Origin of the sequence: Xanthomonas sp. BRIP62418, from assembly GCF_003993495.1 — a bacterium.
In the GTDB taxonomy this organism is placed as follows: Bacteria; Pseudomonadota; Gammaproteobacteria; order Xanthomonadales; family Xanthomonadaceae; genus Xanthomonas; species Xanthomonas euroxanthea.
Genome location: NZ_QEZG01000026.1, coordinates 111160 through 132510, shown reverse-complemented (window position 1 = coordinate 132510; position 21351 = coordinate 111160). Strand labels below are relative to the sequence as shown.

General features: G+C 67.1%; 15 protein-coding genes. 10 read left to right on the top strand and 5 right to left on the bottom strand.

The genetic code is table 11. The features are described from left to right. Positions 1-6: 6 nt before the first annotated feature. The 3 genes from EO174_RS04180 to EO174_RS04170 all read right to left on the bottom strand — a co-directional run bounded on the left by EO174_RS04180 (position 7) and on the right by EO174_RS04170 (position 4881). Positions 7-1020: a cupin-like domain-containing protein gene (locus tag EO174_RS04180; protein ID WP_126942465.1), complete on the bottom strand. Its 1014-nt coding sequence runs from the start codon at positions 1018-1020 to the stop codon at positions 7-9. Further along, the gene (locus EO174_RS04175; protein WP_164740080.1) at positions 1010-1711 is read right to left on the bottom strand and encodes a SapC family protein; all 702 of its coding nucleotides are present in this window, start codon (positions 1709-1711) and stop codon (positions 1010-1012) included. Before EO174_RS04175 ends, EO174_RS04180 begins: the two co-directional genes overlap by 11 nt. A gap of 155 nt (positions 1712-1866) precedes the next feature. After that, complete coding sequence (locus tag EO174_RS04170) at positions 1867-4881, bottom strand: TonB-dependent receptor (protein ID WP_126942462.1); 3015 nt, start codon at positions 4879-4881, stop codon at positions 1867-1869. A gap of 251 nt (positions 4882-5132) precedes the next feature. Between EO174_RS04170 and EO174_RS04165 the strand changes: the two genes are divergently transcribed. The 3 genes from EO174_RS04165 (at position 5133) to EO174_RS04155 (ending at position 10628) form a co-directional block, all read left to right on the top strand. After that, positions 5133-5822, top strand: coding sequence for a glutathione binding-like protein (locus EO174_RS04165; protein WP_104584198.1), 690 nt, complete (start codon positions 5133-5135; stop codon positions 5820-5822). 456 nt (positions 5823-6278) lie between these two features. Then, on the top strand, positions 6279-8507 hold the full coding sequence (locus tag EO174_RS04160; protein WP_164740079.1) for a S9 family peptidase: 2229 nt from the start codon (positions 6279-6281) through the stop codon (positions 8505-8507). A 330-nt stretch (positions 8508-8837) separates the two neighbouring features. Further along, positions 8838-10628 carry a DUF885 domain-containing protein gene (locus EO174_RS04155; RefSeq protein ID WP_164740078.1) on the top strand — a complete coding sequence of 597 codons (1791 nt, stop codon included), beginning with the start codon at positions 8838-8840 and terminating at the stop codon, positions 10626-10628. A 112-nt stretch (positions 10629-10740) separates the two neighbouring features. On the opposite strand, the gene EO174_RS04150 is transcribed toward EO174_RS04155, so the two are convergent. Beyond that, entirely contained in the window at positions 10741-11196 is a 456-nt protein-coding gene (locus EO174_RS04150) for a hypothetical protein (RefSeq protein WP_126942456.1), read from the bottom strand. Between the two features lie 202 nt (positions 11197-11398). Here EO174_RS04150 and EO174_RS04145 point away from each other — a divergent pair, with 202 nt between their 5' ends. The 3 genes from EO174_RS04145 to EO174_RS04135 all read left to right on the top strand — a co-directional run bounded on the left by EO174_RS04145 (position 11399) and on the right by EO174_RS04135 (position 15743). Beyond that, on the top strand, positions 11399-11641 hold the full coding sequence (locus EO174_RS04145; RefSeq protein WP_206515038.1) for a hypothetical protein: 243 nt from the start codon (positions 11399-11401) through the stop codon (positions 11639-11641). A 254-nt stretch (positions 11642-11895) separates the two neighbouring features. Next, on the top strand, positions 11896-12885 hold the full coding sequence (gene hemB / locus EO174_RS04140; RefSeq protein ID WP_104584204.1) for a porphobilinogen synthase: 990 nt from the start codon (positions 11896-11898) through the stop codon (positions 12883-12885). A 338-nt stretch (positions 12886-13223) separates the two neighbouring features. After that, entirely contained in the window at positions 13224-15743 is a 2520-nt protein-coding gene (locus EO174_RS04135; protein WP_126942453.1) for a sulfite reductase flavoprotein subunit alpha, read from the top strand. A gap of 703 nt (positions 15744-16446) precedes the next feature. On the opposite strand, the gene EO174_RS04125 is transcribed toward EO174_RS04135, so the two are convergent. Beyond that, entirely contained in the window at positions 16447-17328 is an 882-nt protein-coding gene (locus tag EO174_RS04125) for a PD40 domain-containing protein (protein WP_126942450.1), read from the bottom strand. Positions 17329-17380: 52 nt separating this feature from the next. On the opposite strand from EO174_RS04125, the gene aroE reads away from it, so the two are divergent. From aroE to dinG, 4 genes are all read left to right on the top strand, one after another. Further along, entirely contained in the window at positions 17381-18232 is an 852-nt protein-coding gene (gene aroE, locus EO174_RS04120) for a shikimate dehydrogenase (RefSeq protein ID WP_126942447.1), read from the top strand. Beyond that, a complete protein-coding gene (locus EO174_RS04115; RefSeq protein WP_206515036.1) occupies positions 18222-18596 on the top strand; it encodes a hypothetical protein in 375 nt (124 codons plus the stop codon). Before aroE ends, EO174_RS04115 begins: the two co-directional genes overlap by 11 nt. Beyond that, positions 18593-18829 carry a hypothetical protein gene (locus EO174_RS04110; protein ID WP_126942444.1) on the top strand — a complete coding sequence of 79 codons (237 nt, stop codon included), beginning with the start codon at positions 18593-18595 and terminating at the stop codon, positions 18827-18829. Before EO174_RS04115 ends, EO174_RS04110 begins: the two co-directional genes overlap by 4 nt. A gap of 250 nt (positions 18830-19079) precedes the next feature. After that, the gene (gene dinG / locus EO174_RS04105) at positions 19080-21212 is read left to right on the top strand and encodes an ATP-dependent DNA helicase DinG (protein WP_126942441.1); all 2133 of its coding nucleotides are present in this window, start codon (positions 19080-19082) and stop codon (positions 21210-21212) included. Positions 21213-21351 lie beyond the last annotated feature (139 nt).

Here is a 21351-nt window from a genome sequence, read left to right as displayed (position 1 = left end):
AGATCCTCAGCGATTCAGGCGTTGCAGCAAGCGCGCGCGCAGGCTGCGGGCACGGGCCTCGTCCATCGGCGCCAGCACGCCGCGCGCAGACTCCGGCACGTGTGCGGCGGTGTCCTCGTCGGCATCGAACACGTAATGGTCGAACACGTCCTGCCAGATGGCGCGTTGTTCCGCTGGCAGGTCGCGCATGGTGAGCAGCGCCAGCATCAGCGCGTTCATCGGCGAGTCCATGTAGGCCGGGCTCTGCCGCCACCAGAAATTCACCAGCACGTTGAACGGCGTCAGCGCCTGGACGTGATGCCACCACATGCTGGGAATGAACAGTGCATCGCCCGGTTCCAGCTCGGCCACCAGCGCGTGTTCCAGCGCCTGCGCATAGCGTGGAAAGCGCTGCAGGTCCGGCGCGGCGATGTCGACCAGGCTGACCGGCTGCCCGGCCGGGGTGAGATCGAGCGGGCCGATATACAGGTTGGCCAGTTGCTGCGGCGGAAACAGCGTGAAGCGGCGCCGCCCGGCGACCACGCAGGCCAGGTTGTCGGGCAGGTCCTGGTGGGCGGCGATGCGGGTGCGGTTGCCGATCCAGATGCTGGCCAGCGGCTCGCGCTGCGGCAGCGCGATCGGGTTGTGCGCGCGCAGGCCGGGCAAATAGGTGTCCAGCGTGGTGGAGCCGACATAGATCGCCGGTGGCTGCGGGTTGTGCAGATCGCGCAGCAAGGTCTCCAGCACCACGTTCAATGGCACCCGTTCGGGGCGGAAATTGAAGCCACTCATGTCCGCGTTGTAGAAGAAGCGCCCATCGATCTCCGGCGGGCCGACCTGCGCCACCACCGCCTCGCCGCGATCGAAGCCGCGCAGGTAGGCGGCGGCCGCCTGCGCAGAGCTCGCGCCGGCCTGCGCCAGCGGCCAGTCGCGCACCAGCGCGCGCAAGACCAGCGGCGTGGTGGAGCGCAGCATGGCCGGATCCAGCTGCTGCGGGTCCAGCCCGTGTCGCTCTTCGATGGCGCGCGGCTCAACCAGCATGGCGGCGCTGCAGGCGGTCGAGCAGGTGGCGGAACTGCGCGATCGAGGCCACCGCCATGTACAGCGGTTCCAGATCGCCATGCCGGTGCAGATCGAGCAGTGCGGCATCGTCGAGCGCGCGCAGGCGTTCTTCGTGCACGGCGTAGAGCCCGGTCAGACGGCATTCCAGGCCGTTCTGCAGCGTGGCCTCGAACACGAACGGTTCGAGCAGGTCGTAGCCCAGCAAGCGTGCGACGAACGCCTCACTGGCCGCCAGGCCATCGTGCAAGGTGCGCAATACCTGGCTGATGTGGTCGAGAAATTCGGTGGTACCGCCATGTTCGCGAAACAGCACCTCGCCTTCGCTGCGGCTGATGCGCGGGCTGTCCAGGTCCACGTGCACCATCGGTCCGTCCGCCTGCTCGCCGATCAGAAACGGTTGCCGCTGGATCGCCAGCGGCACGTACGGCGCATCCCAACGCGCACCGTCCAGGAACAGGTTCTCGCCCAGGCGCAGGCCCAGCAACGCCAGCGGCTGAAAACTGCGCTCGCCGCTGCGATGGAACACGATCGGGTATTGCGCCTGGAGTTGGCGGAATTCCTGCGGAAAGGTCGCAGCCGACATCACGTCATCGCCGAAGGCGGCGCCGTGCGCGGTGATCACGCGCAGATCGCGGTGATCGAGGTTGTTCAACAACACGGCATTGGTCATGGGGGCAGGCAGATCACGCGGGGCGCGTGGCCCATGCTTGGACAGTTCCCCTCCGCGTGGCAAGTGCCGGATGCAGCAACTGCGGCCAGCGCGCGGAAAGGCGGTGCGGGCGTCCCGGCAGGCGCGCTGCCGGGACGCTCGGTACCTCACTCAGATCACCAGAACTTGTAGCGCACGCCCAGCATGTAGCGCGGGCCGGTCTGGGTGGCGTAGATGATCTGGTTGGGGTGACGGCCGTGCTGGCGCTGCACCTCGTCGGTGAGGTTGATCGCCTCCAGGCTCAGCGACAGGTTCTCGGTCCACTGGTAGCCGATGCTCAGATCCAGCTGGCCATAGGCTTCGGTGTAGACCGGGTTGGGCTGGCCGCTGCCGTCGAAGCGTGCGGCCAGGAACTCGTCGCGCCAGTTGTAGGCCGCACGCACCTGCCACTTGTCCCGATCGTAGAAGCCGACCACGTTGGCCGAATCGCTCAGCCCTTCCAGCGCGAACTGCTCGCCGATCACGTAGTTGTTGTAGGTCAGGCCGGAGTCGACCATGGTGTAGTTGGCCGACACGCCGAAGCCGCTGTCGCCGAACATGTGCTGCAGGTTGAATTCCCAGCCGTCCAGCGAGGCCGAGCGCTGGTTGGCCGGCGCAGTGATGGCGAAGTTGGCCACCGGATCGCCCGGTTGCCCGCTGATCACACCGGTGGCATTGCCATTGGAGTCGTCCGTCCCGCGCACCACACCCGGCGCACCGCCGCGGTTGCGGAAGATGTAGTTGCGGATGCAGGTCAGGTCGGCCGAGGCGCAGCCGTTGCCCAGCGCTTCGTTCCAGTACGCACCGCCCACCGGCGTGTTCAGGCCCAGCGAGGCATCGTTGCGCGTGGTCACGCCGATGTAGTTGTCGATGTTCTTGCGGAAGAAGCCCACCGAGGCGTAGCTGGCATCGCTGTAGTACCACTCCAGCGACAGGTCGATGTTGTGCGAGAGCAGCGGCTTGAGGCCGGGATTGCCTTCCTGGCCGGTGCCGCCTTCCAGGCGCGCGATCTGGTTGAGCGTCTGCCCGCCCTGGATATCGCCCCAGCCGGGCCGGCCGATGGTTTCGCCGTAGCTGCCGCGCAGCACCAGATCCTCGGTGAGCTTGAAGCTCAGGTCCAGGCTGGGCAGCCAGTACTCGTACTTGCCGCTGCCGCTGGCAAATGCCGAGTCGGCCAGGCGGATCGGCAACTCGTTGTTGGCGACCCAGTCGATGCCCACCGCCACCGGCACCAGCGCCTGTGCGTCCACCTTTGTTTCTTCGTAGCGCACACCGGCGGCCAGGCTGATCGGCACGCGCAGATCGTCCCAGCTGTTGTTCCACTGCAGGTAGGCGTTCTTGGATTTTTCGGTCACGCGGCGGTCGGTGGTGAACACCGGCGAGGTGCGGTACAGCGCGTCGTCGCCGGCCACCTGCGCGGCGGCCTGGCGGGCGCGTTCGAAGTCGAACAGGAACAGCTGGTTGAACTGTGCCGGATTGCCGCTGCCGTCGATCGCATCGAAGTACTGCGCAAACGAACTGGGGATCCACAGATCGTCCGGATAATCGGCCGCGGTGCCGGCACCACCCCAGGTGTCGCGCTGCACGTTGGAGAATGCCGAGCGGTTCTTGACCTCGGTGCTGCCAATACCGAACTTCAACTGCGAATAGTTTTCGAAGGTGAAGTCGCCGTTGACCTGGGCCTGGTCGATCTCCGACTTCATATAGCTGTTGCGGAAGGCCGAGCCGGTGACCAAGGTGCGCGACGGATCCAGCCCGGTCAGGCCAAAGCCCAACTGCTGCTGCAACACCGGGAAATCCTTGCTGAAATCCACCACCGAGGTGCCGCGGTAAAAGCCGGACACGCCCAGCGAATTGCTGGAGCCGAACGGGCTGTCCGCACCGGCTTCTGCGGTAGAGCGGTGGATGTCGAAGTTGAGCTTGAACTGGTCGTTCACCGCCCAATCCACGTTGAAACCCAGCGATTTGTTCTGGTTGCGCGTGGCCGCATTGGAGCCGGCGGTGGCCAGATCGCTGGTGGCCGGATTGACGATTTCCGAATAGCTCACCGGCCCGGCGACCGGGCCATTGGTCCAGGCGCTGGCCGACGGCCCATAGTTGAACCACACCGACATCTCGTTGCGCTGCTGCTGGATCTTGTTTTCCGAATAGGTGTAATCCAGCGTCGTGGTGACGTTGTCCAGCGGCTTGTACTGTAGCGTCAACTGGCCGTTGGTGCGCTGGCGCTCGACGCCGACCACGCGGTAGTTGAGGTTCTGCGGCACCGAATAGATATCGTTGGGGCCGGGGCGGTTGACGATGTTCTCCGAGCCGGGCGCGCCCGGCTGCGGGATGGTGCCGTAGGCGGTGGCATCGCCGCGGAACGAGCGCCAGCCGTTGGGCACGCCGACCTGGCTATAGCCGAAGTCGCGTTCCTGGTAGCTGCCGCTCAGCGACACGCCAAAGCGTCCATCGGCCGAGGTGTTGCTGAAGATGCCGGAGATTTCCGGGGTCAGTGAGTCGCCCTGCAGACGTCCGGGCAGGTTCTCGTTGGAGCTGTCGTGCACGCCCTTGAGGCCGACATTGGCATGCAGGCCCGGGTTGTCCAGCGGCCGGCTGGTCTTGATGTTGATGGTCGCACCGATGCCGCCGGTGGGCGTGCTGGCGCGGCTGGTCTTGAACACCTCGATGCCGGAGATCGACTCCGACGCCAGGTTGGCGAAGTCGAACGCACGCGAGTTGGAGGCGTTGGATTCCTCGATGCTGGCGCCCGGCATCTGGCGGCCGTTCAGCAGCACCAGGTTGAAGTCCGGGCCGACGCCGCGCACGGTGACGCGCGAGCCTTCGCCCAGCGAGCGGTCGATCGACACGCCGCTGATGCGTTGCAGCGACTCGGCCAGATTGGTATCGGGGAACTTGCCGATGTCCTCGGCCACGATGCCGTCGACGATGCCCTGCGCATCGCGCTTGACGTTCATCGACGAGGTGAGGCTGCCGCGGATACCGGTGACCTGCACCGCATCGAGCGTGGCCGGATCGGCCTGGCTTGCGCCCGGAACGGTGGACGCGGACTGCGGCGGCGGTGCGGTCTGCGCGGCCAGCGGCGTCGACAAGGCAAACAGCAGGGCAGACGTCAGACGCCGCGTGCGCGGCAGGGTGCGTGGCTCTCTCACAATGATTCTTCCCCAAGTGAAGATAAGCCGGCCCCAGGCGGGACAGGCGAAGGTCGATGAAACAGTCGTGCATTTGTGAGCGCCGCCTTAACCAAGTCAACTTGCACTGCAGCATCGGCCGCGAGCAATCGCGTCACACATCGTTCCAGTCAGCACCACGGCGAGCGCATGCGCAGGTCGCGGGCTTGGTCGTACCATCGGTCGTCGAGGCGCGCGCCTGCGTGCCACCACCTGCCGAACTGGAGCGCACGATGATCGACCTGTACTACTGGCCCACCCCCAACGGCCACAAGGTCACCTTGTTCCTGGAAGAAGCCGGGCTGGACTACACGCTCAAGCCGGTCAACATCGGCAAGGGCGAGCAGTTCGAGCCGGCCTTCCTGCAGATTTCGCCCAACAACAAGATGCCGGCGATCGTTGACCACGCACCGGCTGACGGCGGTCCCGCGCAGAGCGTGTTCGAATCCGGCGCCATCCTGCTGTACCTGGCCGAGAAGACCAGCCGCTTCCTGCCGCGCGATGCGCGTGGCCGCATCGCCGCGCTGGAATGGTTGTTCTGGCAGATGGGCGGGCTGGGGCCGATGAGCGGCCAGATGGGCCACTTCAACGTCTATGCGCCGGAAAAGATTCCCTACGCGATCGAGCGCTACAACGCCGAAGTGCGCCGCCTGCATGGCGTGCTCGACAAGCGCCTGGCCGCCTCCGCGTTCCTGGCCGGCCCCGAGTACGGCATCGCCGACATGGCCAGCTATCCGTGGATCGAGGTCTACGCCGACATCCGCCCCGATTACGCCGACTTCCCGCATCTCAAGCGCTGGCACGACGCCATCTCCGCGCGTCCGGCCACCCAGCGCGCCTACGCGCTCAAGGAACAGGTCAACCCCAACGCCGGCAAGCCACTGGGCGAGGAAGAACGCAGGCACCTGTTCGGCAAGCGCTGAAGCAAAGCGGCAGGCGCGGTTGCGTAACAGCCCATGCGGCGATAGCGGCGACTGGTGCAACTGCGCAGCAATAACAGCAGGCAGCAACGGCAAGCAGCATCAGGAGTTAGCAGCGGCATGCGCGTGCATCAACTGCGTGCGACACACCCGGCGCCTTGAGCCCCTCTCCCCCCGGGAGAGGGGTTGGGGTGAGGGTACGCAAGTGGAGCCAGACCCACCGCTCCCCGGAACCTGCGCAGCACGAAATGTGCATGCACCCTCCGCAGCGCGCCAACTGCGACCATCGGGCCATCGCACCTTTGCCGCGCAAGGCAGGGCGAGGACGACTCCAGAACCACGCTGCCGCACATGCGCGCAACCACACACAGCCCCTCATCGCGCGCACGCACCATCGCCGCGCTTCTCAAACACCCCACGCGCCCGCATCCTGTGTGCTATCTCAAGACAGGATCTTCGATGCGCGCCCTGTTCGCCGCCCTTGCCCTCATGCTCAGCACGCTCCCCACCGCCCACGCCGAAAAGCTCACCCTCGATGCCATCACCGGCCCGTTGCCGTTGTCCGGCCCGACGCTGATGAAACCCAAGGTCGCCCCCGACGGCTCGCGCGTGAGCTTCCTGCGCGGCAAGGACAGCGACCGCAATCAACTGGATCTGTGGGAGTACGACATCGCCAGCGGCCAGACCCGCCTGCTGGTTGACTCCAAGCTCGTGTTGCCTGGCACCGAGACGCTCAGCGATGTGGAAAAGGCCCGCCGTGAGCGCCAACGCATCGCCGCCTTCGCCGGCATCGTCGATTACCAATGGGCGCCGGACGCGCACGCGTTGCTGTTTCCGCTCGGCGGCGAGCTGTATCTGTACGACCTGCGCAAGACCGGCAGCGCCGCAGTGCGCCAGCTCACCCATGGCGAAGGCTTCGCCACCGATGCCAAGCTCTCGCCCAAGGGCGGCTTCGTCAGTTTCGTGCGCGCGCGCAACCTGTGGGTGATCGACCTGGCCAGCGGCAAACAGCTGCAACTGACCCGCGACGGCAGCGAGACCATCGGCAATGGTGTGGCCGAGTTCGTCGCCGACGAGGAAATGGATCGCCACACCGGCTACTGGTGGGCACCGGATGATTCGGCGATCGCCTTCGCGCGCATCGACGAATCGGCTGTGCCGATCCAGAAGCGCCCGGAGGTCTACGCCGACCACACCGAGGTGATCGACCAGCGCTATCCGCAGGCAGGCCAGCCCAATGTGGCCGTGCAGCTCGGCGTGATCGCCCCGCGTGCTACAGCCAAGCCACAGTGGATCGACCTGGGCAAGAACCTGGACATCTACCTGGCGCGGGTGGACTGGCGCGATGCGCAGCGGCTGACCTTCCAGCGCCAGTCGCGCGACCAAAAAACCCTTGCGTTGATCGAAACCACGCTGGCCAGCGGCAAGCAGCGCGTGCTGGTCACCGAGACCTCGCCGACCTGGGTGCCGCTCCACAACGATCTGCGCTTTCTCAAGGACGGCCGTTTTGTCTGGAACTCCGAGCGCAGCGGCTACGCACATCTGTATGTGGCATCGGAAGACGGGCGCACGCTCACCCCGCTGACCTCCGGCGACTGGGTGGTCGATGCGTTGCTCGCCGTCGACGAGCACGCCGGCACGGTGTATTTTTCCGCCAGCAAGGAATCGCCGACCCAGACCCACATCTATGCGGTGCCGCTGGCCGGCGGTGCGATCGAAAAACGTTCGATGCCCCGCGGCACGCACGCGGCCAGTTTCGCCGGCAATGCCAGCGTGTATGTCGATAGCTGGTCCAACACCACCACGCCGCCGCAGATCGAGCTGTTCCGCGCCAATGGCGAAAAAATCGCCACGCTGCTGAAGAACGACCTGGCCGATCCGCAGCACCCTTACGCCAGATACCGCGACGCGCAGCGCCCGGTGGAATTCGGCACGCTCACCGCTGCCGACGGCACCACGCCGCTGCAGTATCGCCTGATCAAGCCGGACAACTTCGACCCGGCCAGGCGCTATCCGGTGATGGTGTACGTGTATGGCGGCCCTGCCGCGCAGACCGTGCTCGATGCCTGGCCGAGCCGTGGCGATGCGCTGTTCGACCAGTACCTCGCCCAGCGCGGCTATGTGGTGTTCTCGCTGGACAACCGCGGCACGCCGCGGCGTGGCCGCGCCTTCGGTGGTGCGCTGTACGGCAGGCAGGGCAGTGTCGAAGTGGACGATCAGCTGCAGGGTGTGGCCTGGCTCAAGGCGCAGCGCTGGGTCGATCCGGCCCGTATCGGCGTGCAGGGCTGGTCCAACGGCGGCTACATGACGCTGATGCTGCTGGCCAGGCACAGCGAGGCCTACGCCTGTGGCGTGGCCGGCGCGCCGGTCACCGATTGGGGGCTGTACGACACCCACTACACCGAGCGTTACATGGACCTGCCGGCCAGCAACGCCGACGGTTACCGCGACGCGCGCATCGCCACCCATCTGGACGGCCTGCGCGCCAGGCTGCTGCTGATCCACGGCATGGCCGACGACAACGTGCTGTTCACCAACTCCACCGCGCTGATGAGCGCGTTGCAGGCGCGCGGCACCGCCTTCGAATTGATGACCTATCCCGGTGCCAAGCATGGGTTGTCCGGCAGCACCGCCTTGCATCGCTACAAGACCGCGGAGGCCTTCATCCAGCGCTGCCTGATGCCCTGAGCGGCCGGCGGCCGGCTGCAGGGGACGCGGCCACTGCAGTGGTACAGCGGCCGCCGCCGCGGCCCCGCGGCGATGTTGGCCGCGCCGTGGTGTTGCTCACCGCCGAGGTCATCTGCAGTCGTGCGCCAATACCTGGCCTGCAAGGACGTTGTCATGTCATCGCTGCCGCCGGTTCCGGCTGCAGCGCCTGGCAAGCTGCAATCGCCAACGTCTGCAGCCTGGTAACGGGTCCGCAAGCGCCGCCGCACTCCTGCGACCATGACCTAAGGCGCATTGCCGCAGCCGCTGCGGATGGGTAGGGTCGCGCTACTCAACTTGCGGATCCACCCCATGAAACCACTTGTTCTCGCCGTTGCGCTGGCGCTCGGTGCTTCGCTGCCATTGCAGGCACAGACCGCTCAGCCCGGGCAGGCCCAGCCTGCCACGCCGGCCTGGGTGCAGACCAGCAACGGCCACGCGCAGATCCTGCTGAACGCGCAGGCGCCGTTCCAGCCCGAATACGCCAGCTTCTTCGGCGTGCCCGGCTACGACGACCAGGTCATCGACCTGGGGCCGAACAACGCCGCGCGCTACCGCGATGCGATGAGCAAGGCGCGCACCGCGTTGCAGGCCAAGCTGGCGACCGAGCGCGACGTCAACGTGCGCCAGGACCTGCAGATCATGATTGCGGCGGCCGAACAGAACATCGAAGGCAGCCAGCTCAACGAGCGCTACCTGCTGCCGTGGAGCGACGCGCCGCAGCTGGTCTTCAGCGGCCTCAATGGATTGCTGTCCGACCAGACCCTGCCCGAGCGCCGCGCCAAGGCGCTGGATCGCCTCAAGCGTTACGTGGGCCTGGTGCCGGGCACGACGCCGACCACCACGCTGGCCCGCCAGCGCTACGAGGAACAGCTTGGCAACAAGGCCCTGCTGCAGCCGACCGAGCGCGAAGTGGAGCAGGCGCTGGCCAACGTGGACACCTACGTCGCCGGCATCGGCGAGTTGTTCGCCAAGTACAAGATCGCCGGCGCCGACGAAGCGCTCAAGGCGATGTCCACCCAGTTGAAGGAGTACGCCACCTGGACCCGCACCACGGTGCTGCCGAAGGCACGCAAGGACACCCGCCTGCCCGAACCGCTGTATGCCTTCCAGCTCAAGCAGGTCGGCATCGACATCGCCCCGCAGCAGCTGATCCAGCGCGCGCAGCTGGAATTCATGGAAACCCGCTCGGCGATGCGTCAGCTGGCGCCGCTGGTGGCCAAGGCCAAGGGCGTGCAGGGCAGCGATTACGTGCAGGTGATCCGTGCGCTCAAGGGCAACAAGATCGCCGACGATCAGCTGGAAACCCACTACCGCGGCGTGATCGACCAGATCGACCCGATCATCCGCCAGCAGCGCATCGTCGATGTGCCCAACCGCCCGATGCAGATGCGCCTGGGCAGTGCGGCCGAAAGCGCTGCGCAACCGGCACCGCACTTCCTGCCGGCCCCGCTGATCGGCAATACCGGCCAGCAGGGTCAGTTCGTGCTGCCGCTGGGCAACCCGACCGCCGATGGTGCCAAGAAGGAGCAGTACGACGACTTCAACTTCGGCTCGGCCGCCTGGACGCTCAGCGCACACGAAGGCCGCCCCGGCCATGAGCTGCAGTTCACCGCCATGGTCGAACGTGGCGTGTCGCTGGCGCGCAGCCTGTTCGCGTTCAACTCGGTCAACGTCGAAGGCTGGGCGCTGTATGCCGAAGCCGAAATGGTCCCGTACGAGCCACTCGACGGTCAGCTGATCGCTCTGCAGTTCCGCCTGCTGCGCGCCGCCCGCGCCATGCTCGACCCGATGCTCAACCTCGGCCTGATCGACCGCGAACGCGCACGCCAGGTGCTCGAGGATGATGTCGGCCTCTCGCCGGCGATGACCCGCCAGGAACTGGACCGCTACACCGTCCGCGCCCCCGGCCAGGCCGGCAGCTATTTCTACGGCTACACCCGCATCCTGGAACTGCGCATGCGCACCGAGCTGGTCCTGGGCAAGAAGTTCGACCGCCTGGCCTTCAACAACTTCCTGCTCGACCAGGGTCTGCTGCCGCCGGACCAGCTGGCCAAGGCGGTGGAGACGCAGTTCATCCCTGCGCAGCAGGGCAAGCGCTAAGCAATTCAAGACGGCGTAACGCAGCAGGGCACGATGGAGCTTGAATCGGCCAACTATCGCGCCCTGTTGCAGCACTGCCTTCGCAAATGCTTTCGAATCGTTGAGGCTCGCCTCAGCGCATTGGAGGCGACACCTCTGGCGCCGCGCGCTGCTGCGCCCCCGCCGGCACCCAGATCGCCATGCCGGCCGCGCGCTTCTGAGTGGTCGGGATGCCGATGCCCAGGCCGCCGCCGACGCGGCCGCCGTAGCTGCCGCCGCCCACCGACAGGCCGCCGCCGGAACGTTCCGAGCCCACGCCGACGATGACCACGCCATTGGCGCCGAGCTTGGCCGCCTCACGCTTGAGGCGCTGCACGGCCGAATCGGTCTGGCCCTGGGTGCCGAAGCCGGCGGCGCTGGTGGATTCGAGCTGGGCGATCTCCACCGAGCCGACCGGTGCATTGGAGTACACCTGCACCTGCGCCGGGTCGATCGGTGCGCGCGCCTGGCCCAGCATCACCTTGGAACTGCTGGCGCAACCGGCCAGGAGCATGGCGAGCGCAGCGGCGATGACGACATGCTTGTTCATGATGCGGCCCCTGTTGACGACAGTGATGACGATGATCCGGCGCCCGGACTGAATCGCGCCGGACTTCGCCGCACCCTAGCCGTGCCCACGTGAGGCTACCGCCAAGTCGCCATTGGTCAGGGTGACCATCTGCCCACGGCGTCTTGGCGGCCGCGGGGCTAAGCTGAGGCCATTCTTCAAGATGTCGAGGTGATACGTGGGATTGATCAGCCTGCTGTGGGGCATCGTGGCGCTGCTGTGGACGGTGCTGGCCTTCATCCCGTTGCTGGGCTGGGGCAACTGGTTCCTGATCCCGTTTGCGGCGGTGGGCGCGCTGATTGCGGCGATCGCGCTGCTGTTCACCTCGGCCGGCAATCGCGGGCGTGCCAAGACCGGTCTGCTGCTCAACGGCCTGGTGATCGTGGTCGGGGTGATCCGCCTGAGCCTGGGCGGCGGCGTGATCTAGCGCGCGGTGGCGTCCAAGCAGGTCGCGCGAGCCGGAAGCGCCTTGCACCGGCTGGCGATGAAGAAGGTCGCCGCGTGACACCGCCGCCATCCGGACGCGGTCCCTAAGGGGCGAGCCGACCGTGTGCCCCGGCGAATCACGCTGGCATGAATCGCGGCGCGCTCCTGTCCGTTGCAGCGCTGCGACACTGCGTCGCAGCGCGGCCGACAGCGGATGGCGGGCGTAAACTTGCCGGCTGCCGACAGGAGCCCACGATGGCCCATCCCCATTACCGTCCCCGCCGCATGCGCCACGATGCGTTTTCGCGGCGCCTGATGCGCGAAAACACGCTGACCACCGACGACCTGATCTGGCCGGTGTTCGTGCATGAATTGTCCGGCCGTGCGCCGATCGCCTCGATGCCGGGCGTGGAGCGTCTGTCGCTGGACGACTTGCTGCGCGAAGCCGAAGCGGCCCTGGAACTGGGCATTCCGGTGATCGACCTGTTCCCGGTGATCGACCCGGCCGGCAAGAGCCTGGACGCGGCCGAAGCCTGGAATCCGGACGGCCTTGCACAGCGTGCGGTACGCGCGCTGAAAGCGCGCTTTCCCGAACTCGGCATCATGACCGACGTGGCGCTGGACCCGTACACCACGCACGGCCAGGACGGCCTCATCGACGCCAAGGGCTATGTGCTCAACGAGATCACCGTCGAGGCGCTGGTCAGACAATCGCTGTCGCACGCCGAAGCCGGTGTGGACATCATCTCGCCCTCGGACATGATGGATGGCCGCATCGGTGCGATCCGTCGTGCGCTGGATGCGCAGGACCATCTCAACGTGCGCATCATGGCCTACTCGGCCAAGTACGCCTCGGCGTTCTACGGTCCGTTCCGCGATGCGGTCGGTAGCGCCGGCAATCTCGGCAAGGCCGACAAGACCACCTATCAGATGGATCCGGCCAACAGCGACGAGGCGATGCGCGAGATCGCGCTGGACCTGGAAGAGGGCGCCGACATGGTGATGGTCAAGCCGGGCATGCCGTATCTGGATGTGGTGCGGCGGGTGAAGCAGGAATTCCGCGTGCCCACCTTCGCCTATCAGGTCAGCGGCGAGTACGCGATGCTCAAGGCGGCGGCCGCCAATGGCTGGCTGGACGAACGTCGTTGCGTGCTGGAAGCGCTGATGGCGTTCAAGCGCGCCGGTGCCGATGGCGTGCTGACCTATTTTGCCCCCCAGGTGGCACGTTGGTTGCGGGAAGGCTGAGTGCGGTGATGCGGTGGCGTGCAGGCAAGGAATCGCTGCTTGCAGGTCTGGCTTGATGCGATGAAGACGCACTGACTCCGCAGGCCGCGGTCTTCCGCGGCCTGGGCTTCGTGCAGAGCGCAGCAGGCGCCTGGATGAGTGAGGGTCGTGCTGTGCAGCCAGCCTTGACCACGGTGATTGCAGAGGACCGGCAGATACCGGCAATGCGGCAATGATCGGGTGATCCCCATCGCCGCATCGCGTTGCGTCAGTGGCGTGAATCCCGAAAATCCGCAGCCAAACTGCGATAACGATTCTCATCTACAATAGCGGGCCCCACTGTTTCAGGCTGTTCGCGCGTGCTCAAGACCGTCCTGTTCCAACTGCACTGGCTGCTCGGCATCACGGCCGGGCTGGTGCTGTCGGTAATGGGGCTGACCGGCGCGTTGATGTCCTTCGAGAACGAGATCGTGCGGTTAGCCAACCCGGCGATCGCACAGCTGGCGCAGCGGCATGCGGCAGGCGAGCGGCCATTGCCGGTGGATGCGCTGCTGCGTCGGCTCGACCTGGATCAACAGCAGGCAGTCACGCGCATGCTGATCGATCCGACCGGCAAACGTCCGTCCACCGCACGCCTGGCCGGCAAGGGGGGCGGCCGGGTGTATTTCGACCCATATACCGGCGACAAGGTCGCCGCTCCGCGGTTGAGCGGCGCGTTTGCCTTCATCGAGGATCTGCATCGCCACCTGGCCGCCGGCAAGCGCGGCCAGGCAGTGACCGGTGCAAGTACCCTGATCCTGTTGTTCTTCTGCGCCTCCGGCCTGTATCTGCGTTGGCCGCGACGCTGGTGGAGCCTGCGTACCTGGTGGGCGGTGGAATGGCGACGGCAGGGGCGCAGTTTTCTGTGGAGCCTGCACGCGGTGTTCGGCACCTGGTGCCTGCTGGTATATCTGCTGGTGGCGCTGACCGGGCTGACCTGGTCCTACCCGTGGTACCGCGACGGCATGGTGGCCTTGCTCGGCACCGAGCCGGCGATACGCGGCGACGGGCGCGATCACCGCCCCGCCACGGTGAATTTCGCGGCCGTGCAGCGCACCCTGGATGCCATCCCGGCCACGCACAGCACGGCATTGGACCTGCGCATCCCGCCGCGTGCGGGTCAACCGCTGAGCGTGCGCTTCCTGCCCGACCATCCCGACCACGACCGCGCCTACGACAATCTGGAAATCGAGCCGGGCAGCGGTGCGTTGCTGCGTCGCCAGGACTATGCGCTGCTGCCGCGTGGCCAACAGCTGCTGGTCAGCATGTTCCCGCTGCATTCGGGCAGTTTCTTCGGGCTGCCGGGCCGCATCGTGGTGATGCTGGCCAGTGTCGGCATGTCGGTGTTCCTCGTGACCGGCTGGATGCTGTATCTGGATCGCCGCCGCAAGAAGCGCGCGCTGCGTGCCGCGCGCGAGGTCCTGCACGGTGCGCCGGCGGCCTCGCAAGCCGAGCCCTGGTTGATCGGGTTCGCCAGCCAGAGCGGGTTTGCCGAACGGCTGGCCTGGCAGGCGGCCGGGCATCTGCAGGCCGCCGGTCTGCCAGTGCAGGTGCGCTCGCTGGCGCAGCTCGGCGCGCAGCATCTGCAGGGCACCCGGCATGCCTTGTTCGTGGTCAGCACCTTTGGCGATGGCGAGCCGCCCGATACCGCGCGCAGCTTCGAGCGCGAGCTGTTGCGCCAGCGCATGACGCTGTCGCAGCTGACCTATGCCGTGCTGGCCCTGGGCGACCGCCAGTACGCGCAGTTCTGCGGGTTTTCGCGGCGCATCGAGCAGTGGCTGCAGGCGCAGGGCGCGCAGCCGCTGTTTCCGGCGGTGGAGATGGACAACACCGATCCGCAGGCCCTGGCGCAATGGCATGCGCAATTGGCGCAGATTGCCGGCGCGCCGGTGCCGGCCGTGCCGCTGGCGCGCCCGACCCTGCTGCACTGGACGTTGTCGACGCGCACGCATCTGAACCCGGGCAGCGAGGGCGCCCCGATCTGGCAGATCGATCTGCTGCCACCATCCGGCACGCAGTGGCAGGCCGGCGACATTCTCGAAGTGCAGCCGGCGCATGCCTACACCCACGTCCGCGCGTGCCTGGCCGCCTGGGGGCTGCCGCCCGACGCGCTGGTGCATGTGGATGCGCAGCTGCTGCCGCTGCAGCAGGCCGTCGCCGAGCGCGTGCTGCCGGAGCCGCCCACGCGCCCGCCAACGCCGCATCCGGATCCACAGACCTGGCTGGATGCCTGCGCCTGGCTGCCGACCCGCGACTACTCGCTGGCCAGCGTGCCGGCCGACGGCGTGGCGAGCGCGGTGGTGCGCCTGACCACAGCCGCCGACGGCAGCCCCGGCCTGGGCTCGGGCTGGCTGATCTGCCACGCACCCATCGGGATGCAGATACGCGCGCGGCTGCGCACCAATCCCGGTTTCCATCGCGTCGAACAGGCGCCGATGGTGTTGATCGGCAACGGCACCGGTATCGCCGGCTTGCGCGCCCTGCTGCGCGAGGCCGAGCTGGCCGGCGTGCACGGGCACTGGCTGCTGTTCGGCGAACGGCAGGCCGCACACGATGCTCTGTTTGCCGACGAACTGCAGGCCTGGCAGGCGCGTGGTCACCTGCAGCAACTCGATCAGGTGTTCTCGCGCGACCAGGCGCACAAGCGCTACGTGCAGCATCACTTGCGCGAAGCCGGCGACACCTTGCGCCACTGGATCGACCGCGGTGCGGTGATCCATGTCTGCGGCAGCCTGGACAGCATGGCGCGTGAGGTCGATGCCGCGCTGCGCGAACTGCTGGGCGAGACGCGGCTGGAGTCGCTGACCGCGGCGGGGCGTTACCGGCGCGATGTCTATTGAGCGAGGTCATGACCGCTGCATTGCGGCGTTGGAGTGCCGACAAACCATAGCGAGCGCGCGTCAATCAGGTGCGAACGGCGTGGAGGAATCGCAGTGCAGCCGGAGAGTTAATCGGCCGCTTCTGTTGGATGCGGTCAAAAGCCTGGCTAATCGAGTGCGCGGTGCCTCACCACTTGCGGGATACGCCGTAAACCCGTCCCTGGGGCTCGGTGGCGGCATCCACGCCGCCACACGGTCCCGGAACCGGCGAGGACACCGCACCAGAGAGTTGGTCGGCGCTCATCTCAAAGGTTGTCTGTCGTGCGGCGTGCATAGACAGGGAGCCAATGCTTCATGATCGAACGAGGCGCATCCAGCACCGCTCTTACCATGCACACCGGCCATCTCGACTGGTCCTTGTCCGCTCACCGTCGCGGGACCTTACGCGGCATGGATGCCGCGTAAGAGCCTCCATGGACGGATTCACGGCGTGTCCCGCGATGGTGGGCGGGCAAGGGCCCCTCGGCAAAGCCGCAGCTCAGCAGCCGAGCTGCCCTGCAGCCAGGTCTCAGATCAACAGCCGGGCAGTGAAAACGCACCGGGCGAGACCTTCTATCGCTGATCAGCCGCCCTGCACCAAGGGCCCGGATCAGCACTTCGCCATAGACCGACGCGACATAGTCTGGCTGGCCGCTCCTTGCCTGAATCTGCACATCCAGCCACCTCAACGGCAGCTCGTATCTCCCTCCGCCGCCGGTGCCTTCATCCGGTAGATGTCCAGCTGCCCCGCACGCGGTGCGCGCGCGCTGCCGGTCACCAGCAACTCGCCCGGCTTGGCCGCGTCCACCACCGCACCGAAGGTGCGTTCCTGCGGCCCGTTGAACGACAGCGGCAGCGCCTGGCCCACGGTGTAATGGCCGTTGTTGCAGGTCGCCAGCACCAACTGGCTGGGGCCGTCCCGTTGACCGCGTGCCCATACCAGCCCCCGTCCATCGCCGAGCCAGGCCGCATCCAGCTCGTCGGCAGCGCTGTTGATGTCGCTCAACGGCACCGGCGCCGCAAAGGCCTGCCCGACCCAGCGCGCCACGAACAGGTCCATGCCGCCGGTGCCGCCGTGGCCGTCGCTGGCGAACAACAGGCGCGTGCCGTCCAGCGACAGCGTCGGGGAACGCTCGTCGCCGCGGCTGTTGATCGGCGCGCCCAGCGATTGCACCGCGCCGATCCGGCCCTGCGCATCCACCGGCGCGCGATACAGGTCCGCGCCGCCGGTACCGCCGGGCCGGGTGGAGGCAAACAGCAGCCAGCGGCCATCGGCACTGAACAGCGGGGAGGTCTCGTCCTGCGCGGTGTTGATCGGCAGCACTTCGGCGTTCTGCCAACGCCCGCCGCTCAACCGGGCCTGCCACAGATCCCAGCCGCCGGTACCGCCGGCGCGGTCGCTGGCCCAGACGATGCGTTGCCCGTCCGGACTCAGCGTGGCGCGCGCCTCGTTGGCCGGCGTTGAGACCACACCCATGCCTTCGATGCCGAATTCGGCAAGCCCCGAAGCGGCCGGGACGCAGAGTAAACTTGCCGCCAGCGCGAGCAGCGTCCATCGAAGTTGCATGCGGTGTTCCTGTCTCAAGTCGCGCACAGTCTAGTCAACCAGAGAGCGTTTCATGCCCGTATCCCGTTATGCCGTGTTCGGTCACCCCGTCGCCCATTCGCTGTCGCCGGCCATCCACGCCGACTTCGGGAAGCAGAACGGCATCGCGCTGGACTACACCGCCATCGACGCAGCGCCGGAAGCATTCGCTGCCGCGCTGGAGCGCTTCGCCGACGAAGGCGGCAAGGGTGCAAACGTGACCCTGCCGCTGAAGGAGGCCGCCTGTGCGTTGTCGGCCAGCCTGAGCGAGCGTGCGCGTCTGGCCGGTGCGGTCAATACGCTGGTGCGCAACGACGGCCGCTGGGAGGGCGACAACACCGATGGCGCCGGCCTGGTGCGCGATCTCACCGACCGCCACGGGCTGGATCTGCGCGGTCGCCGTGTGCTGCTGCTGGGCGCCGGCGGTGCCGCGCGCGGCGTGGCGCCGGCGCTGCTGGAAGCGGGCATCACCGAAATGGTGGTGGTGAACCGCTCGCCCGAGCGCGCCGATGCCTTGTGCGATGCGCTTGGCGAACCGGGGCGGGTGGTCTCGCGCTACATCGAAGACCTGCGCGACCTGGGCGACTTCGAACTGATCGTCAATGCCACCGCAGCCGGGCGTGATCGCGACGCCGGTGCGTTCGCCATGCCGCTGGGTCTGGTCAACAGCCTCACCGCGGCGGTCGATCTCAATTACGGCGCTACTGCCATCGCCTTCCTGGCCTGGGCACGTGCAGCGCAATGCCGCTACGCCGTCGATGGCCTGGGCATGCTGGTGGAGCAGGCCGCCGAGAGTTTCGCGCTGTGGCATGGCGTGCGCCCGGACACCGACCCGGTGTACGCCGCGCTGCGCGCGCGCGAGGCCCTCCTGGTCAGTGCCGACTGAGGTGGGCAGCGTCACCGCCACCGATATCCTGCTGACCCTGGTCACCAGCCTGCTGTCGCGCGTGCCGATGCTGATCGCGCTGCTGCTCGGGCTGGTTCTGCTGTGGCGTGCCTCGCAAAGCCGGTTGCGGCGTGCCGGGCTGGCCGCGCTCTGGCTGCTGCTGGGCTGCCTGTTTGCCGAGGTTGCCTTCCAGGCGATTCCGATGCTGCTGCTGCAGCAAGGCAATGTGCGTCAGATCAGCACGGTGGTCAGCATCGCCCACTTTGTGCTGGTGGCGGTGCAAGGCGTGGGCATCGGCGTGCTGGTGTGGACGCTGGCAGGCAGCCTGCAACGGATGCCGCCCGCCACCGGCCCGCGCCCATGATTCCGCTCAAAGCCATCGCGCTGGTGGTGGTCGGGCTGGTCAGCGTCGGGCAGGGCGGGTGGACGCTGCTGCATCCGCAGGCGCTGGCCGCGGTCAATCGCGGCGGCCTGCTGTACGAACGCTTCGGGCCCACTGGCGTGGGTGCCGGCATGTTGCTGATGGGCATCGCAATGGTGGTCATCGGACTGGTCTGGGCGCGCCATGCATGGCCGCAGCGGCCGCAAGGCCGCTGACAACGTGAAGCGACGCTGCCTGCTCGTTGCAGGCAGCGCAGGGTGGTTCGGTCGGCATCCATTGCGCGACCCTTCGGGTTAGGACTTGCGGCCAGTGCCTGCCGGCGCTGATCGGATCCGAGGCATGCGGTGGCCGTGCAGCGTGCGCACCCGGGAACAGGGCGGCGGCGGCGCCCTGCGCCAGCAAACACGTTCAGCCGAGCGCCGTGCCGGTCGCAGGCGCTGCGCCGGTCCGTGCGAAAATAGCCCGATGAATGAAGTTGCCCCACCGGCCGCGCCGTCGGCGCCCGTTCCCACCCAGCGTGTTCTGACCGACCCGATCAAGGCCGGCATCCGCGAGGCTTACGCCAAGCTGCAGGCCAACACGCCCGGCTTTGCCACGCGGCGGGCGCAGAGCCAGATGATCGGCCTGGTCTCGCGCGCGCTGGCCACCTCCGGTGGCATCGGCATTGCCGAGGCGCCTACCGGCGTCGGCAAGAGCCTGGGCTATCTCACCGCCGGCGTGCCGATCGCGCTGGCCACTAAGAAAAAGCTGGTCATCAGCACCGGCACCGTGGCGCTGCAATCGCAGCTGGTGGAGCGCGACATCCCGGCCTTCCTCAAGGCCACCGGCCTGGAAGCCACGGTTGCGCTGGCCAAGGGCCGCACCCGCTACCTGTGCACGCGCAACGCCGCCGAGCTGCAGGGCGAAACCAGCCAGGAAGGCATGTTCGACGACGAGCAGGTGCTCTACGACCGCCCGCTCAGCCCGGCCGACGCGGATCTGGCCAAGCGCCTGGCCAAGGCCTACGCCGAACGCAGCTGGAACGGCGATCTGGATGATGCGCCCGAGCAGGTCTCGGTGCCGCTGCGGCTGCGCATCACCACGCCAGCCTCCGGCTGTGCCGGCCGCCGCTGCAGCTACGCCGCGCAATGCCCGGTGCTGAAGGCGCGCACCGACGTGCGCGAAGCGCAGATCGTGGTCACCAACCATGCACTGCTGCTGTCGTCGCTGTCGCTGGGCGATGCCGAGAATGGCCAGCCATTGATCGCCCCGCCCGCCGACATGCTGCTGGTGCTCGACGAAGGCCACCACATCGCCGGCGTGGCGATCGACCAGGGCGCGGCCAGCCTGCCATTGGACGAGATGGCCAAGCGCACCGGCCGGTTGCAGATCCTCATCGCCGCCGCCTACCGCGCCGTGGACAAGGACAAGCTCGGCAACCTGCTGCCCAACGAGGCCATCGAGGTGGCCGCGCGCGTGTCCAAGCTGCTCAAGGCCTTCCATGCCGAGGTCGAACGAGTGTGGAAGCCCGAGCCCGGCGAGCGCGATCCCTTGTGGCGTGCGGCCAACGGCAAGCTGCCGCCGCAGTGGGGCCCGGCCATCGAAGAACTTGGCGAAGAAACCCGCGCGCTGTTCAACTGGGTGCATGCCGCACACAGTGCGATCGCCAAGGGCAAGCAGGACGATGCGGCGCGCGAACGCCTGCAGCGCAGCCTCGGCCTGGCCCTGGAGATGGCCGAGCAGCAACACAATCTGTGGAGCGGCTGGCGGCGCGAGGACAAGGAAGGCCAGCCGCCGATGGCCCGCTGGATCACCCTGTCGCGCGATGGCGATCTGATCTGCCATTGCTCGCCGGTGTCGGCCGCGCAGGTGCTGCGCACGATGATCTGGAACGAAGTGGATTCGGTGGTGATGACCTCGGCCACCTTGACCGGTGGCGGCGATTTCCAATCGTTCGCCATCGACAACGGCCTGCCCGATCACGCCGAGATGGCCTCGCTGGCCTCACCGTTCGACTTGCCCAACCAGGCCGAGTTGATCGTGCCCAATTTCCCGGTCACTCCCGACGATCGCGAAGGCCACCCGAAGGAAGTCGCACGTTACCTGGTGCGCGAACTCGACTGGACCGCCAAGGGCAGCATCGTGCTGTTCACCTCGCGCTGGAAGATGGAAAAGGTCGCCGACCTGATGCCGCTGGCGCAGCGCAACCGCGTACTGGTGCAGGGCGATGGCAACAAGTCGCAACTGATCACCGAACACCTGCGCCGCATCGCCGCCGGCGAAGGCTCGGTGCTGTTTGGCCTGAACTCCTTCGGCGAAGGCCTGGACCTGCCCGGCGATGCCTGCACCACCGTGGTCATTACCCAGGTACCGTTCGCAGTGCCGACCGACCCGCAGACCTCGACTCTGAGCGAATGGCTGGAAAGCCGCGGCCACAATGCCTTCAACCTGATCGCCATCCCGCACGCGCTGCGCACGCTCACGCAGTTTGCAGGCCGCTTGATCCGCAGCTCCAGCGACCACGGCCGCGTGATCATCCTCGACTCGCGCCTGCTCACGCGCCGCTATGGCAAACGCATCATCGACGCGCTGCCGCCGTTCAAGCGGGTGATCGGCTAGTCCAGGGCAGCCATTTCTTTTTGCTCTAGAGAGATTCCTGGGCGCGGCATATGGTTATGCGATGCAAGGCGCTTGACAGGACTCAATTCTCTGGATTAACTGGAACTGAAGGAAGTAGGCGCGTCTCTTAGCGAAGCAG

Bases quoted from the DNA above. Each gene is read 5' to 3' on its own strand.
- EO174_RS04180 (WP_126942465.1), bottom strand. From the start codon at position 1,020: ATGCTGGTTGAGCCGCGCGCCATCGAAGAGCGACACGGGCTGGACCCG.
- EO174_RS04175 (WP_164740080.1), bottom strand. From the start codon at position 1,711: ATGACCAATGCCGTGTTGTTGAACAACCTCGATCACCGCGATCTGCGC.
- EO174_RS04165 (WP_104584198.1), top strand. From the start codon at position 5,133: ATGATCGACCTGTACTACTGGCCCACCCCCAACGGCCACAAGGTCACC.
- EO174_RS04160 (WP_164740079.1), top strand. From the start codon at position 6,279: ATGCGCGCCCTGTTCGCCGCCCTTGCCCTCATGCTCAGCACGCTCCCC.
- EO174_RS04155 (WP_164740078.1), top strand. From the start codon at position 8,838: ATGAAACCACTTGTTCTCGCCGTTGCGCTGGCGCTCGGTGCTTCGCTG.
- EO174_RS04150 (WP_126942456.1), bottom strand. From the start codon at position 11,196: ATGAACAAGCATGTCGTCATCGCCGCTGCGCTCGCCATGCTCCTGGCC.
- hemB (WP_104584204.1), top strand. From the start codon at position 11,896: ATGGCCCATCCCCATTACCGTCCCCGCCGCATGCGCCACGATGCGTTT.
- EO174_RS04125 (WP_126942450.1), bottom strand. From the start codon at position 17,328: ATGCAACTTCGATGGACGCTGCTCGCGCTGGCGGCAAGTTTACTCTGC.
- aroE (WP_126942447.1), top strand. From the start codon at position 17,381: ATGCCCGTATCCCGTTATGCCGTGTTCGGTCACCCCGTCGCCCATTCG.
- EO174_RS04110 (WP_126942444.1), top strand. From the start codon at position 18,593: ATGATTCCGCTCAAAGCCATCGCGCTGGTGGTGGTCGGGCTGGTCAGC.
- dinG (WP_126942441.1), top strand. From the start codon at position 19,080: ATGAATGAAGTTGCCCCACCGGCCGCGCCGTCGGCGCCCGTTCCCACC.